The sequence below is a fragment of the Sulfurimonas sp. RIFOXYD2_FULL_34_21 genome (assembly GCF_001830805.1).
Classification (GTDB): domain Bacteria; phylum Campylobacterota; class Campylobacteria; order Campylobacterales; family Sulfurimonadaceae; genus Sulfurimonas.
On the sequence record NZ_MICH01000001.1, the window covers coordinates 210,942 to 228,359 of the forward strand.

The 17,418-nt window shown below is 34.7% G+C and carries 12 protein-coding genes; all 12 read left to right on the forward strand.

Going from position 1 to position 17,418, the window contains the following annotated elements:
- Positions 1-12 precede the first annotated feature (12 nt).
- The 12 genes from A2530_RS01055 (at position 13) to A2530_RS01110 (ending at position 17,259) form a co-directional block, all read left to right on the forward strand.
- Positions 13-1,401, forward strand: a complete 1,389-nt coding sequence (locus A2530_RS01055; RefSeq protein WP_294884053.1) for a mannose-1-phosphate guanylyltransferase/mannose-6-phosphate isomerase — start codon at positions 13-15, stop codon at positions 1,399-1,401.
- Positions 1,402-2,175, forward strand: coding sequence for an ABC transporter permease (locus A2530_RS01060; protein ID WP_294884054.1), 774 nt, complete (start codon positions 1,402-1,404; stop codon positions 2,173-2,175).
- Positions 2,175-3,392, forward strand: coding sequence for an ABC transporter ATP-binding protein (locus A2530_RS01065; RefSeq protein ID WP_294884055.1), 1,218 nt, complete (start codon positions 2,175-2,177; stop codon positions 3,390-3,392). The genes A2530_RS01060 and A2530_RS01065 overlap by 1 nt, the downstream gene beginning before the upstream one ends.
- On the forward strand, positions 3,389-4,999 hold the full coding sequence (locus A2530_RS01070) for a methyltransferase domain-containing protein (protein ID WP_294884056.1): 1,611 nt from the start codon (positions 3,389-3,391) through the stop codon (positions 4,997-4,999). The genes A2530_RS01065 and A2530_RS01070 overlap by 4 nt, the downstream gene beginning before the upstream one ends.
- Positions 4,996-8,307, forward strand: a complete 3,312-nt coding sequence (locus A2530_RS01075) for a glycosyltransferase (protein WP_294884058.1) — start codon at positions 4,996-4,998, stop codon at positions 8,305-8,307. The genes A2530_RS01070 and A2530_RS01075 overlap by 4 nt, the downstream gene beginning before the upstream one ends.
- The gene (locus A2530_RS01080) at positions 8,304-9,590 is read left to right on the forward strand and encodes a DUF4214 domain-containing protein (protein WP_294884059.1); all 1,287 of its coding nucleotides are present in this window, start codon (positions 8,304-8,306) and stop codon (positions 9,588-9,590) included. Before A2530_RS01075 ends, A2530_RS01080 begins: the two co-directional genes overlap by 4 nt.
- Positions 9,591-9,618: 28 nt before the next feature.
- A complete protein-coding gene (locus A2530_RS01085; RefSeq protein ID WP_294884061.1) occupies positions 9,619-9,756 on the forward strand; it encodes a hypothetical protein in 138 nt (45 codons plus the stop codon).
- 8 nt (positions 9,757-9,764) lie between these two features.
- Complete coding sequence (locus tag A2530_RS01090; RefSeq protein WP_294884062.1) at positions 9,765-10,151, forward strand: hypothetical protein; 387 nt, start codon at positions 9,765-9,767, stop codon at positions 10,149-10,151.
- A gap of 79 nt (positions 10,152-10,230) precedes the next feature.
- Entirely contained in the window at positions 10,231-10,434 is a 204-nt protein-coding gene (locus A2530_RS01095) for a hypothetical protein (RefSeq protein WP_294884064.1), read from the forward strand.
- Positions 10,418-10,753 carry a type II toxin-antitoxin system PemK/MazF family toxin gene (locus tag A2530_RS01100; protein WP_294884065.1) on the forward strand — a complete coding sequence of 112 codons (336 nt, stop codon included), beginning with the start codon at positions 10,418-10,420 and terminating at the stop codon, positions 10,751-10,753. The genes A2530_RS01095 and A2530_RS01100 overlap by 17 nt, the downstream gene beginning before the upstream one ends.
- A gap of 48 nt (positions 10,754-10,801) precedes the next feature.
- Entirely contained in the window at positions 10,802-11,767 is a 966-nt protein-coding gene (locus A2530_RS01105) for an acyltransferase (protein ID WP_294884066.1), read from the forward strand.
- Positions 11,768-11,994: 227 nt separating this feature from the next.
- Complete coding sequence (locus A2530_RS01110) at positions 11,995-17,259, forward strand: hypothetical protein (protein ID WP_294884068.1); 5,265 nt, start codon at positions 11,995-11,997, stop codon at positions 17,257-17,259.
- Positions 17,260-17,418 lie beyond the last annotated feature (159 nt).

The window sequence follows — 17,418 nt, forward strand, 5'->3', positions numbered from 1 at the left end:
AGGGTAAAATAATTGACAAATGTTATATTATGCGGCGGTAACGGTACTAGACTTTGGCCCATAAGCAGAACGCTTATGCCAAAACAGTTTGTAAAACTTTTTGATGAGAAATCACTATACCAGTTGACAGTCGATAGAAACAGCAGATTTTGCCAAAACTCTTTTATTGTTTCAAATATGGAGCAATATTTTTTAGCAAAAGATCAGCTAGAAGAGTTACATGGTAAAAGTAAAGAGCACAGCAATTTTTTACTAGAGCCGATAGGACGAAATACCGCTCCTGCGATAGCTTTAGCCTGTATGGCGCTCCAAGAGGATGAGACAGTTCTTGTTACGCCCTCCGATCATCTTATAAAAAATGAAGATGAGTATGCAAAAGTTCTTTATAAAGCAAAAGAGCTCGCAGAAGATGGCTACCTTGTTACATTCGGTATAAAACCTACATTTGCGGAAACGGGATTTGGCTACATAGAAGCCGACGGAACAGACGTAAAAGCTTTTCATGAAAAACCGGATTTTGCGACTGCTTCTAAGTATCTCGAAGCTGGAAATTACTACTGGAACAGCGGAATGTTCTGTTTTAAGGCGGGAGTCTTTTTAGATGAGCTTAAAAAATATTCACCGCAAATTTACGATACATGTAAAGCCGCTTTAAAAGATGATGTTAAAACTTCAGTTTCTGATAATACCATCAAAATAAAAAAAGATGACATGTTAGAAATTCCTGAGGATAGTATAGATTACGCCGTAATGGAAAAATCATCAAAAGTAAAAGTAGTTCCTTCGGACATAGGCTGGTCTGATGTCGGAAGTTTTGATGCACTTTATGAGGAGCTGCCAAAAGATGAAAATGGCAATACCGTAAATAAAAACTATGTTCAAATTGAGAGTAAAAATAACTTTATATACGGCTGCGAGAGAAAAATAGCGACGGTTGACATAGAAGATTTGATTGTGGTTGATACGGGGGATGCACTGCTTATAAGCAAAAAAGGCTCATCCCAAAAAGTCAAAAATATTGTAAATAAGATTAGAAATGACAGCCAACTGCACAATATTCATTTAACGGCTCACCGCCCATGGGGAACATACACTATCCTTGAAGACAATCCAAAATATAAGATAAAACGCATAGAGGTAAAACCCGGCGGCAGATTATCTTTGCAAAAACATTTTCATAGAAGCGAACACTGGACGGTTGTAAGCGGAACAGCGGTAGTTACACTCGGCGAAAAAGAGATTCCGCTAAGGGCAAACGAATCCATACATATACCTATGGGCGAGCTTCACAGGCTGGAGAATTGCGGTAAATTAAATCTTGTTATTATAGAGACGCAAATAGGCGATTATCTCGGAGAAGATGATATTGTAAGAGTAGAAGATGATTATAAAAGGTCTTAATTGAAACACAACATTTTACTCGCATTCAGTTTTGCCAAAAGAGACTTTAAAGAGAGATACTTCGGAACGGGTTTAGGGCAACTTTGGTATATTTTATCTCCTATTATCACTATTTTTATTTATACCGTTATATTTTCAGATTTTATGAAAATGAAGTTAAATATAATAGACAACTCTTACGCATACAGCATTTATCTGATTCCCGGTCTTCTGGCATGGACATCTTTTAGTACAATTATTATGCGCCTAAGCACTTCGATTTTTGAAAAAGCAAATATGATTAAAAAGATAAACGTACCTATGCATACTTTTCAATTAAGCATAGTGATTACGGAGCTTGCTCTTTTTACTTTGTCTATATCTTTTGGAACTATTTTCCTGCTTCTGGTTAATCAGCCTGTAACTTTTTCGTTTTTATGGATGATACCTATAATGCTTTTACAAACTGTGTTTGCATTTTCTCTAGGAGTCATACTCTCACTCTTTACACCGTTTTTCAAAGACCTAAAAGAGGCGATTCCTATCGTAGTTCAACTCTGGTTTTGGATGACGCCTATTATCTACATGAGAGAGATGGTTGAGAAGAAATATCCATCTCTTTTGGTTTATAACCCTTTTTACCATTTTGTACATGTATATCAAGATATTTTTCTTTTTGCAAAATCTCCTGCTTTAAGTGACTTGATAACTATTTTTCTTATCTCTTTTTCAACATTTATTTTAGCGGCATATCTATATAAAAAAATGATAAGCACTATTAAGGATATTATCTGATGAAAAAAATCCTTGAAGTAAAAAACATCACTAAAATCTACAAAATTTACAAAAACAATTTCAATAGATTAAAAGAGATTTTTACAAAAAAAATATGTCATAAAGAGTTCATTTCAAACAAAAATATCTCTTTTGATTTGTACGAGGGCGAGACACTGGGCATCATCGGGGTAAACGGAGCAGGTAAGTCAACTATCTTAAAAATCATAGCGGGAGTTATAGAACCAAGCTCAGGCGAAGTTGTTAGACACGGCAGAGTTACGGCACTTTTAGAACTGGGAACAGGCTTTAATCATGAGATGAGCGGTTATGATAATATCTACTTAAACGGTACTCTAATAGGTATGTCAAACAAAGAGATAGATTCAAAAATCAAAGATATAATTGCTTTTAGTGAGCTTGGCGATTACATTTATGAGCCTATCAAATCATACTCTTCAGGTATGAGCATGAGACTTGCCTTTTCCATCGCTATTTTTTCAGAACCAAAGATTCTAATAGTAGATGAAGCACTCTCAGTCGGGGATGCACACTTTGCGGCAAAATGCACAAAAGCATTAAGACAGAGAAAAGAGCAAAATATGTCCATAATCTATGTTTCACATGATTTAAACTCTCTAAAACTTCTTTGCGATAGGGTAATACTTTTAAATCACGGTGAAGTTGCAAAAGAGGGTATGCCAGAAGATGTCATAAACAGTTATAACTTTCTCATCTCAAAACTAAATGATGCAGATGAAAAGATGAGCATAAAAGATGACAACAAAAACTCATTCGGTACTTTTGACGTAGAGATTACAAATGTAATTATAAAAGGCAAAGATTCAAACTCAAATATAATAAGCTCAGGAGAAGAAGCGACCATAGAGGTAAGCATCCTTTCTAAAAAAGATATTCCTAACATGACGGTAGGCATAATGATACGAGATAGATTTGGACAAGATATTTTTGGAACAAATACCTATCATCACAAATTAAACATAGATTTTAAAGCAAACAAAGAGTATGTTTGCAACTACAAAATGCCCTTAAACATTGGCAGTGGCAAGTACAGCATAACGGCGGCTGTTCATTCTGAAGATACTCATTTAAGTAACTGTTCACATTGGCTGGATAATGCGGCAAATTTTGAGATAGCAGGTATAGTCGGTGAAGTATTTATAGGGTTATGTAGATTAAAACCGAATATAGTATTTAAAAAGGTAGATATTAAATGATAAAAACAAATATACCAAATCTTACAGATATAGAGATAATGCAAAAAATAAAACAAGAATCTCAAAGAAAAAAATGCATTATAGTAAAAGCTGAAAAGCCATTTGTAAAGCTGGTTGCCGAGTCAGATTTAAAAGTTAATAATATATATATTTTTGCTGTAAAAGTAGGAAGATTACTTAAAACAATCGGTTTAGATAAATTTGTTAAACAAGTACAAAAAATTCTTAGACTTTATCCGCAAAATAGCATATATGTAATGGATACTTTTACAGAATATTATGATGAAGATTTTATACATAATGCATACAATCTTATTTTACGCAGAGAACCTGATGAAAACAAAAAGAATTATTATTTATCACTTTTAAGAAGCGGTAAACTTTCAAAAACAGAAATTATTACATCATTATATTTTTCAAAAGAAGGTATGAAACAAAACGTAATTATATTGGGAATTAAAAAAAGATATATTTTATCTTTAATATATAAAATTCCATTTTTAGGATATATCGCAAAAATTATTTTTACTCTATTAACCATACCAAGATTTTTAGAAAGAATTAACAGCTATGAAAATCTATTTTATAGCAAGTTGAAAATTCAAGAAAATATACAAAATAATTTACTATTACAACTTGAAACAAAATCATCAAATGAAACTGTTGCCAATCTTGAAAAATATTTTAAATTACAACTTGAAACAAAATCATCAAATGAAAGAGTTTCAGATATTCAATCAGAGTTGGAAATGCAAAGAGAAGAAATAACAAATAAGTTAAAAACAAAAGCTGTCATTAAAGATTTTGAATCTTATCTTCAAGCAGTAAATTATGCAAAAGATTATATGAAAATAACTGAACAAAATATGCAAAATCTTATAGATGAAGCAAAAAAAAGATTACCTGATGAAATCTTTAAGCAAAATGAGTTATTAAGAATAACTGGAGAAGAAAAGTATCAATTTGATACTTTTTATGTAGAGTTTGAAGATAGATTTAGAGGAGATAGAAAAGAGATTAAAGATAAAGTTAAACCGTATCTATCGTATATGCAAAATTTGCCGTTTAAAAAAGAAGATATTAAAGTTTTAGATGTCGGTTGCGGTAGAGGTGAATGGCTTGAACTTCTCAAAGAAAATGATTATATAAATTTAAAAGGAGTAGATTTAAATCGTATTATGATAGAAAATTCAAAAAAGCTTGGTCTGGATGTTCTTGAATCGGACGCCATAGATTATCTTTCAAATCAAGAAGATGATTCGTTGTCTGTTATTACAGGTTTTCACATTATAGAGCACCTCTCTTTTGAAGTGCTTATGAAACTTTTTCAAGAATCCTATAGAGTATTGCAAAAAGGAGGCATGGTAATATTTGAGACTCCTAACCCTGAAAATATTGCAGTCGGAGCATTTAGTTTTTATACGGATCCGACACACAAGAACCCTCTTGTCCCTGATACCGCAAAATTTTTATTAGAATATAATTATTTTAAAGATGTGGAAATCAAAAGATTAAACGGAACTTTTGATATAGATTTGCAAAATGATTTTTTAAATCATCAATTTAGAAGTCAGTTTGATTATTCTGTTATAGGATATAAATTATGAGTAAAATAGCATTACATCAGTTTTCACCGTCGGCACATGTAGGCGATGGAATAACGAACGGCATGGTATATTTACAAAAAATACTACAAGAATTGGGTTTTATTTCATATATATATGCTCAAGACTACGATAAAGAATTAGAAGGAAAAGTACTCAGCTACAAAAAGATCGATAATAAAAATAAAAATCAGATACTTTTTGTACATTACTCTATATATTATGATTTTTCGCTCTGGTTAGATAAATTGGATATCCAAAAGCATATGATTTATCACAATATCACTCCTGCAGAGTTTTTTAAAGACAATCCTTTTTTATATGACATGTGTAAAAAAGGCAGAGAGATATTACCTGAGCTAAAAAATAAATTTGTCGGGTACATCAGTGATTCTGCTTTAAATTCTAGTGAACTTACGGAATTAGGTTATGAATATGTACGCACTATCCCTCTTTTAATAGATTTAGATAAAAAAACTTCCAACAAATGGGATAATAATTATTTTGATAAAATATCAAAAGATTTTAACATTATATTTGTCGGTAGAGTGGCTCCGAATAAAGCTCAACATGATTTGATAGAAGTGACAAAATATTATAAAACTTATAATTTAGATTTTAAACTCTATATTATCGGTGGTGCTACGGATGTATCTTATGAAGCTAGTTTGAAAAAAAAGATTTTAGAGAATGAACTTACTCAAAATGTCATATTGACAGGTAAAATAAGCGATGAAAAACTATATGCTCATTATAGGGCGGCAGATGTTTTTTTATGCATGAGTGAACATGAAGGATTTGGAATACCTTTAGTAGAGGCTATGCTTTTTGGCGTACCGGTTATAGCGTTTAATAGCAGCAATATAAAGAGTACGCTAAACGGAGGCGGCATACTTTTTAATGAAAAAAATCATGATTATATAGCTGCGGCGATAAATTTAATAAGAGACAATAGAGCTTTTAGAAGATCTATATTAAAATCTCAACAAGAAGCAATAAAGATTTATATGCATGAAAATATATTAAAAATGCTAATAAAATATTTATTAGATTTTGACATAACTAGTGATTATAAGCTTACCCAAACAAAAATCAATCCTTATTATCAGATAGAAGGACCTTTTGACTCAAGCTATAGTCTTTCTATTTTAAATAGAGAAATGGCAAAAGCTTTAGAAAAAATAGAGCCTGATAGTGTTTCACTTTTTTCTACGGAAGGATACGGCGATTTTGAGCCGGACAAAACGTTTTTAAAAGAATATCCGTTTTATGAGAAGCTTTCTAAAAGAGGAAAAAAAGCTCAGCGTACGGAAGTGGTCTTAAGAAACTTGTATCCGCCGAGAGTGTATGATGCAAAAGGACTTATAAATCTGATGAACTCTTACGGATGGGAGGAATCGTCTTTTCCAAAAGAGTACTTGCATGATTTCAATACATACCTTGATGCACTTCCTGTTATGAGTGCTTATGTTAAAAAAGTTATGATAGATAACGGCTTGTCTATTCCCGTTTTTGTAGTCGGCGTAGGAGTAGATCATCTTTTGGATATATCTGAAAAAGAGTACATGTTAACGACAAAAAAAAGTTTTAAGTTTTTACATGTATCTTCATGCTTTCCTAGAAAAGGTATAGACATACTTCTAAAATCATACGAAAATGCATTTACCGATAAAGATGATGTTTGCCTTGTTGTAAAAACATTCCCTAATCCGCATAACGATATAGAAAAACTTTTAAAAACTCATAAATTAAAAAATCCTCGCTTTCCGGAAGTAGAACTTATAAATCTTGATTTAAACGACTCTCATATTGTAAGTCTTTATAAAAAATGCGATACTCTCGTAGCTCCTAGTAGAGGAGAGGGATTCGGTTTGCCTATGGCGGAGGCTATGCTTTTTGATATGCCGGTTATTACTACTGGGTTCGGCGGACAAAGAGATTTTTGCGATGATGAGACGGCATGGCTAATAGACTATACTTTTTCAAAAGCCGATACTCACATGAACCTTTTTAACTCCTATTGGGCAGAACCGTCTTATGAACATCTCTCAAAACTTTTAAAAGAGGTTTACAAAACACCAAAAGAACAGTTATCGAAAAAAACTCAAAAAGCAAGAGAAAATATCTTGGCTAAATATAAATGGAAAGATTGCGCTTTAAGAATTTTAGATGTAATTTCTAAGATAAAAAAGACACCTGTATTTCACGACAAAAAGATAAAGCTCGGTTGGATAAGTACATATAATACAAGATGTGGTATAGCCACATACACCGAATTCTTACTTGAGCATTTTGATAAAGATATCTTCGATATTAAAATATTTGCAAATCATTCTCACGATATTGTAGATAACGAAAAAGAACCTAAATTTATCAGATGCTGGAGAGATAGAAACGATAATGATATAGATGCGTTAAAAGAACATGTCTTGCAAAATAATATAGAAAGTATTGTAATAAACTTTAACTTTGCTTTTTTCTCTATGAAAAATCTTCAAGAACTTTTAGAGTATCTTTATGAAAGCGATATAAGAACGCTTGTTATTTTTCACAGTATAAAAGATGTCAAGATAAAAGGACTAGAATCATCTTTGGGTTGGATAAAAGAGACATTGAGAAAAGCAGATAGATTGATGGTTCATAATATAGAAGATTTAAACATATTAAAATCTTTCGATATTGTAGATAATGTAACTCTTTTTCCTCACGGTGTGCAAAAACGAACAAACGAAATAAATTATACTAAAGAGAACAAAGTTATAGCATCCTACGGTTTTATGCTTCCTCATAAAGGTATAAAAGAACTTATAGAAGCTTTTTCTATCGTTAAACGAAAATATAAAAATATAGAACTTCTTTTAGTAAATGCCATATATCCGAATCCAGTTTCAGACGACTATGCGCATGAGTGCAAAGAACTTGTAAAAAAACTTTCTCTTAGCAAAAATGTTACGATGATAAACGATTTTTTAAGTGATGATGACTCATTCTCTTATCTTGATACTGCAGATATGTTAATTATGCCATACAGAGATACGCAAGAGTCTGCGAGTGGAGCTATCCGTTATGCTCTCTCTACAAACAAGCCGGTTATATGTACGCCTATCTCCATTTTTAATGATGTCTGTGATATAGTGCATTTCACCAAAGACCTATCCGTAAAAAGTATGGCTCAAAAAATAGAAGAACTCTTAGAAGATGAACAAGAGTTAATCTCTAAAAATGATATTCAAAAAAGCTGGATTGACGAACATGACTGGGTGCGCATATCTAAAAGACTTCAAAATATCATCAAAAGCGTTGATTTATGATAATAGGTTCTGATGATAGAATAAAACTACCGCTATACTCAACCGACACAGGTAGTTTTGTTCAGATTATATCAACTTATGAAGATGATTATAAAACACAAAGCAGCGGAGTTATGATAGGCTCGAACGATGTTTTGACTGCCGCTCATGCCATATACGACTCTTCTCACGGCGGATATGCTTCGCAGGTCTTAGTTACGCCATCGAAGTTTGGAGACTTTGAGCCGTACTCTAGTGTATATACTGATGCTGTTTTTGTGAGTGACGGTTGGCTTGAGTATGAGATATCATACTATGATTATGCTGTACTCTCTTTAAGCTCCGCAGTAGGGTTTGATACTGGATATAAAGAGATAGCGTTCTTGCAAGAACCTCAAAGTATTATCGGAGAAGAACTTATTTCATACGGTTATCCGGGCGACAAAGATGGAGGAAATTGGCTATACTCTACGACGGGAAGCCCTGATGCTCTATATGCAGATCACATATTGACCTTCGAGAATGATCTCGATATCTATTTCGGTCAAAGCGGAAGTCCTCTCTTGTATGATGAAAAAGTCACGGCGATAGTAGTCAGTCAATTTGAGAACGGTAATAACGCTCTATTTTTAAATGAGACCTCGTACGAAAATATTTTAAACTGGTCTTCCCAAAACAACCAAAATCTAACCTCGCAAGAGATTATTCTTACTACTCAAGAATCCATAACCGCTTTGTATATAGCATTTTTTAACAGAGCACCCGATTATGAGGGGCTAAACTATTGGATGTCTGAAGCGGAGTCGGCGCAAAGCCCAAGCGATATCACAAAAATCATAGCATCTGAATTTGCGCAGCATGAACTTTTTACACAAATATACGAAAATCTTGATAACCGCTCTTTCATAGAAGCCATATATCAAAATATGCTCGGAACATCAGGGGACGAGCAAGGCATATTTTATTGGGAAAATGCTCTCTCTTCTCAAGAGAGGTACTCTGTAGTGGACGATATGATAAAGGCTACCTTATGTACATCTTTGCAAAGCGAAGAGTTCGCGTATCTTACATATAGTGAATATTTTGATGCAAAGATAAGACAAGATACTCTCTCTAACAAAGTAGAAGTAGCACTCTACTACACACAGCATCTAGGCTCATCTACAAATATAACAAATCATGAAAACCCGCAAGAAGACTCGGCATACATCGCCTCTCAAGAAGTTTTACAAAACATAACTGATGATTACTCAAGCGTTGAGGTAGCCATTACGGGCATAGATAGCACAAATATTGTAGTATAATTTTAGTAAAATATAAGGTATAACGCAAATGAGACTAACAAAGTATGAAGTAGAGTTTATCAAAAAAGCTTTCATAGAAACTTTTGAAGATGGGGCAATATTTACAGAAAAACTGCACGAATGCAATCAACATAAAAAAAGATTACGCTTAGCAAAAAAAACCTAGAGCTTATTATGCCTTTAACAGTAGATAAATACGAAAAGTTAACGGAAGTACAAGCAAGTTTTATAGATCAAATGATATTTCGTTTTTCAAAGATGCAAGATACCGTAGGAGATAAACTATTTCCTGCTTTTTTAGAACTAAGTGGAGAAAATGTAAAAGATAAGACCTTTATTGACAGGCTAAATAGACTCGAAGAGCTTAATATTGTCGAAAAAGACGAATGGATGAAATTGCGAAAAAATCGTAATGAAATAGCACATGAATACTCTTTTAATCAAGATGAGGTGGTAGATAGTATAAATCTTATATTTAGTATTGTTGATAAGCTTATCGGTATATATGATACTTTCTTCAAGTATTGTAAAGAAAAGTTTGATTTTGTTAAAGCTTTGTAGCTAAGGGCGAAGCAATCTACCGTCGTTTAGTTTAGTTGTAGTATAATTTTAAAGAAAATCTTAAACAAAGGTGGCTAGTATGCAAACAATAAAGCTTAAAGTAGAAGATTCTAACCTTGATATAGTCTTAAATATTATTCAAAATCTAAAGGAAAATATCATTTCAAAATATGAAATAGTGAATGAGACAAAGGAAAATAAGGATTTTATAAATATCTCTCAAAAATCATTAGAAAAAATTTGGGACAATAAAGAAGACGATATTTATGATAAATTTTTATAAGTATGACGTAGTTGTCGTAAAATTTCCGTTTGCAAGCAGTATAAAATATAAAGCTAGACCTGCAGTGATAATCTCTTCAAATATTTATAACGACAACAAAAGAGAAACACTTTTGATACTTGCAATATCAAGTGCGATAGATTCAAAGTTAGATTTTGAAGTAGAACTTCAAGATTGGGGAAAAGCAGGACTGTTAAAGAAATCGGTATTTAAATCTTCTATTGCAACAATAGAAAAAGAGTTTGTAATTACAAAACTCGGCACATTATCCAATACCGATATAAATATATTGAACAAGTTAATAGAAACTATATGTTAAGAAACTGGAATTTTCTCTTGTCATTTCAAGAACACTACTTAGACAGACATGTTCGGATATCTTAGATTTTTTTTAGCCTTTTTAGTTTTACTCTCTCATATAGGGGTGAAGTTCTACACTTTAAATCCTGGCGTTATAGCAGTAGTCATTTTTTACATTTTGGCAGGTTATGTCGTTTCTCACTTATATAGAGATATTTTGCCTAGTAAAGATAAACTCCTATCCTTCTACAAAGACAGATTTTTTAGAATCTTTCCACTATATATATACGTCATAATATTAACTACTATATTTTTACTTTTTACCTCATTTGGCAATCCGCACTTTACATTTTTAAACCTCTTTAACAACCTAGCCGTCATACCTCTAAACTACTACATGTACATAGACAGTACCGTCCTTACAAAACCTTCGTGGTGGCTCATTCCGCCTGCGTGGTCACTTGGCACAGAGCTTCAAGCATACATACTTTTACCGTTTGCTTTTGTATATAAAAGGTTTAGATTTGTTTTGATTTTTGTGTCTTTTACCGTCTATACTGCAGCAAATCTTTCTATTATTCATCCCGATTATTTCGGTTATCGTTTTTTAGCTGGAGTCTTTTTTATATTTTTGGTCGGTTCAGCTATACAAAGCAATGAAAAAAGTGACAGGTATTACCTCGCTTTTGTCTATTTTAGCGTACTTACCGCCGCCGTGATATTTAGCGTAAAAGACCTTTTTAGTCCCGCTTATACCAAAGAGACTTTTATAGGGTTGCTTTTGGGGATACCACTGGTTTTATTTTTCTCAAAAACAAAGATAAAACTTCCTCTCAACTCCTTTTTTGGCGAGCTTTCTTATGCCTTTTTTTTAACTCACTTTTTGGCTATATGGATTTTGGAATACATGGGCATATCACCTTCTATAACTTATATTTATCTCTTAGAATTAAGCTCGCTAACTATTTTCATATCTACTTTTTTAGTTTTTGTTGTTCCGTCAAATCGCATAAATAGAATATCACGTACATAACGCCTAATATTTAAGCTTTATTTATAATATCTTTAAGAAATCTATGATAGACTGCTAACATGTATTTTTATAAATACTATCGATAGTAAGGTAATTCTATTAAAACATTTCGTTTAAAAGAAAAATTACCTTTTGAGTGGTGCACCTATTTGAAGGTAATCTTTTATTTGGATAGTTTTGTATAAATTACTAGACATTAATTATAATTTCCTGAGGAGGAAAAACAAATGGCATTAACACAAACTCAAGTTTCACAACTTTATGTTTCAATTTTTAACCGAGCTTCAGAGGGCAACGGTAATACATACTGGCAAACAGATGCAGCGGACATGATTGACGGTGCAAACAAAATGCTTGCTACTGCTGATGCTCAGACGTATTTTGGAACAAGCCTTGATACTGATCAGGCTTTCATTGAGCATATTTATCTAAATACATTGGGTAAAACATACGCACAAGATACTGCAGGTGTTGATTACTGGGTATCTGAACTTGCTACAAAATCAAGAGGGGAAGTTGTATCGGCTATTATCACTGCTGCTCAAGATCCTGTAAATGCTGGTGCTGCTCAAGATCAATTTAACAACCGTGTAACAGTTTCTAACTATATGGCAGATCAAGTTACAGATGCTCCGACTAACTATGCGACTTCTATGTCATTCAATACGTCGTCAAATCCTACAGGCGCATTAACTGTAACTGACTCATCATCAACTGTTACTACTGCTAAAGCGAGTGCAGATGCTTTAGCTCCGGCTGTAACTTACACTATAGCGGCAGATGCTTCAAGTGTAACTGAAGGTAACTCGGTAGTATTTACTGTAACTGCTTCTCACTCTGTTTCAGCTGCTTCTACTCTTAACTATCAAATAGCTGGTGTTGAAGTAGCCGGTGGTACTGCTACTCCTGCATCTGACCTTGGTTTAGTAACGGGTAGTGTTACAATTGCAGCAGGTGCTACTACCGGAACTATTACTCTTACTCCGGCTAATGATGGTACTGCTGAAGGTTATGAAGGTTTCAAAGTTTCTGTTTTAGATTCTTCATTTGCAACGGTTGCTACTTCAGGTAATGTCGTAATTATGGACGATCCTAGTGTAGGTGTAACTAAAGTACTTACTACAGGAGTAGATACTCTTACAGGTACAGCAGGTGCTGATACTTTTGATGCATCATTATCTACTACAACAATGACTTTTGGTGCGGCAGATAGCATCAGCGGTGGAGAAGGTGCTGACACTATTAACATTGCAGTAAATGGTACTGGCACATATAGAGCAGCAACTCTTAGTTCAGTTGAAAATGTTAATGCAACCTTTACGGCTGCTGGCACAGTTAGTCTTCTAGGCTCAGTTGGCGTAACTAGCGTTGAAGCGAGTAGCTCATCTGCAGCTTCTGCGTTTTCAAATATTGATTCTGCTACTACTGCTTTAAAAGCAACTGGAATTGCTGATACTGCTTTAACTTATGGATATACTACGGCTGCTATTGCAGGCACAAGTGATTCTGCAACATTAACGCTAGCAGGTGTAACTAACTTAACTGGTACACAAATGACGGTTACTGGTATTGAAACATTAACTATCGCTTCAACATCAAGTGCAAATAGCCTAGGAGATATTGTTGATGCAAATCTTACCAAGGTAGTTGTAACAGGTGATCAAAACTTAAACATAATTGATGCTTTAGATGCTAACGTTCTTACTGTTGATGCTTCTTCATTTACAGGTCAGTTGACGGCTACAGTTGGTGCTATTACTGATGGAACAGTAACTGGCGGTGAGGGTAACGATGTATTAAATGTTTCTGCTATAACAGGTAAAGCAACTGTTGATGGCGGTGCAGGAGATGATACTGTAGTAGCAGCTAACATAGATGCGACAGATACAATTTCTGGTGGTTCTGGAACAGATATAATTTCTCTTGCTGCTGCTGTAACTGCTGCTCAAGCTGTTGGTATTACAAATTTTGAGACAGTTTCGTATTCTGCTACAGCATCACAAGATATGGCAGCTTTTGCTAACACAACAATTACTAAAGTTAATTCGGCTGTCTCAAATGCAGCTTTAACTATTAGTAATGCTTCTGCTTCTATTACTGGCTTAGGCGTTTCAGTTGCTAATAATAATACTGTAACATTTAGCCGTGCATTAGATACAGCTAGTGATTCTTTAACTATTAATCTTGGTACAACTTCAGCTGCTACCGGTACAGTTAATGCAATTAGCGTAATTAATGAAGAAAGTTTAACAATTGATTCAATTGGTGGTGCAAATACTATTACTACATTAACTGCAAATGATGCAACATCATTAACAATTACAGGTAGTAAAAATTTAACAATCACAAATGCTATTGCATCTGCATCAAATCTTGCTACAGTTGATGCAAGTGCTGCAACAGGTAATGTAAGTATCAATGCTTCAAATAGTACTGCTGTAACTATGACAGGTGGTGCTGGTGACGATTCACTTACAGGTGGTACGGGTAATGATACATTAAATGGTGGCAATGGAGCAAATACGTTGGCAGCAAGCGATGGTGTAAACACAATTACAGGTGGTAGTGGTATTGATACTATTACTTCAGGTTCAGGTATTGATACTATTACAGCGGGTGCAGGTAACGATATTATAGATTCTGGTACAGGTAATGATGTTATTAATGCCGGAGATGGCGATGATGCTATCACTTTCAATACAGATGGTGATTTAAGCTCAAATGATAGTGTAGATGGTGGCGCTGGTACAGATACCGTAAACTGGACTATAGCTACAGATTTAACAACAAAAGCTACATTAACAAATGTTGAAAAAGTTGCTTTAACTGGAGACAATGGTCTTACTACAGTTGATATGAGCGGTGTTGCTTCTTTAACAGAATTAACAATCGCTAATGGTAGTGATGCTAGCTATAGCGTTACTGGTGTAGCAAGCAACACAACAGTTAAAATTGTTGAAGCAGGTGCTCTTGCCCTAACTGTTGATACGGATGCTTCTTCTACAGTGACTGTGGATGCGACTGTTGATACTGCGGCTACCGTAACAATCTCTGATGCAGCAACTGTAAACATTAAAACTACGGCAGTAAATGCTGCTTCAGCAGACCTTACTGGATTGGTTTTGGATACGGTTGATACGACTACTCTTTCTGTGACTGGAAGTACTACTTCGACAGCAACTCTTGCTACGAATGATATTACTATGAGTGATAAATTAGCAACACTAAACCTAACTACGACAAACACATCTGCAACGGTTACTATTGGCACAATAGTAGATGCTGATTCATTAACAACAATTACGGCAAATGCAAGCAATGCAGATATCACAACAGGTGCTATCGGTGCTACTGGTACAGCAGAAGTTTTAGCTACTATCAATGCAACTGCGGATAATGGCGCTACATTGACATTTGGTGATATTACGGCAGATACTACAGATAGTACTACCGACAATGCTATGACTATTACAAGTGCAGCAAATACAGCAAGTTCAACTGTTGCTTTTGGTACAGTTACAAATACATATGGAACTATAACGCTAAATAACTCTGGTGCAGGTACTCTGAATGTTACTGGTAGTTTAATTGCAGATGATATCTCTCTTACTACAACGGCTGGTGGCGGTACAATTGCTACGTTGACTGCAACAGATGATATCACTATCACAACTGCAAATACTGCGGCTTTAGCATTTACTACTTTAGATGGCGGTGCTGCTTCTACAGGTGCGATTAGTGTTACTGCAACAGGTTCTGGTACTCTTGGTATTGCTACTATTGTTGCATCTGCAGGAACGCTAACGGTAGATGCTTCTACAGCTACAGGCGCGGTTACAGTTGGTAATACTGCAAACAATATGACAGGATCTTCAGTTCTAACAGGTGGTAGTGCAGGAGATACGCTTGTAGGTGGTGCAGGTAACGATACATTAACAGGTGGTGCAGGTAACGATACATTGACAGGAGCTAATGGTGATGATACACTAACAGGTGGTGATGGTGATGATAACCTTATCTTAGGCGGTACTGGTAATGATACATTAAACGGTGGTGAAGGCAACGATACATTTACTGTAACAACGGCTACAGATTTAACAAGTGCTGACACATTAGATGGTGGAAATGGTACAGATATTCTTGCTATTACTCTTGCAGCTGCTACTGTCGCTCCAACTACAACAAGTATAGAAACTGTTAATGCCACTTTTGGTGTAGCTGCTGGCGGAGCACTTACAGCTGGAAATATTGCAGGATTAAGTAATCTTAAACTTATTTCAACAAATAATGCAACTACTGCTACTGTAGTTTCACTTGCTTCTGATATAACTGTAAATGTTAGTGATGCTAATACTGATACGGTTGTAATTGATACTGTAGGTTCTGCAACTTTAAATCTTAAATATTCAGCAACTTCTGCTACTAGTACAACGATTACAGATGCTTCAACTGTTAATATTGTTTCTGGAACTGCAGCTGGTGATGCAACTGCGATTGCACTTGATAATGCTGATACAAATACATTAAGTGTTACGGCAACTACTTATGATGTTGATGCCGGAAATATTACAAATACAAATGTTTTAACATCATTGACTGCTACTGCGACAAGTGCTAATGTAACTATTGGTACAGTTGGTGCTGCGGGTGCTACAACAGAATCGGTTGTTCTTTCAACGGTAAATGCTGCTGCAACAGGCGGTAATGTAACTATAGGAGATATAGCTGCAGATACAACTACAGATAGTGCAACAGACCTTGCTATGACAATGACTGTTAGTGCTTCAACTGGCAAAACAGCTACTTTTGAACTAATTGATAACCAATACGGTTCAATAGCAGCAACACTTTCTGGGACAGGTACTATTAAATTAGGTCAAGTAACAGACGGTGACGAACTTTTTGCTGCAAGTGCAACTATCAATGCTACAGCTGCAACAGGTACAAATGTTATCAATGTGTCTGATGTAACGACAGCAACTGTTTCTTTGGCTACAGCTGCTGGTGCTGACACAATCGTTGTTGGTGATGGTAGTGTTGTAACTGTATCTGGATTCCAAACAGGTGCAGCTGGTGATATTATCGCTATAGACGAAACTGATGCAGGTACGTTAGTAACGGCAGCGGCAGTAGCTATTTTAGAAAATGCTACTGTTAATACACAAGAAATAACAGCAGCTGCTGATATTTCTGCATCAACTGCAGAAATTATTGTATTAACTGGTGCTATATTTGCATCAACAGCTTTAGTAGAAACTGCAATCGAAACTGGAGGTTCGTTCGAGGTAACGGTAGCTGCAGGTCTGGCTACGGGAGATGATTTACTATTTGCTTGGTCAGATGGTTCTAACAGTTATATCGGTAGCATGAATCATGGGACTGATGGTGGAACATTAAATGCAGACTCTGTTATGACAGTTTTAGTTGAGTTGACTGGTGTTAATGTTAGCGTTGCTTCTACACTAAACGCTGCTAATATTGATTTTGTTTAATAGTTGATTTTTCTCTCGTTCCACCTCTCTTTGAGGTGTAACACTGATAAAAGTTACTAAAAATTAAAGCTTCACTTCTCTTTTGAGAGTGGGGCTTCTTTTTAGTAGTTGTTTAACTTTAGAAGATAAATTTTGATAAAATCAAGCTAAATTATACAA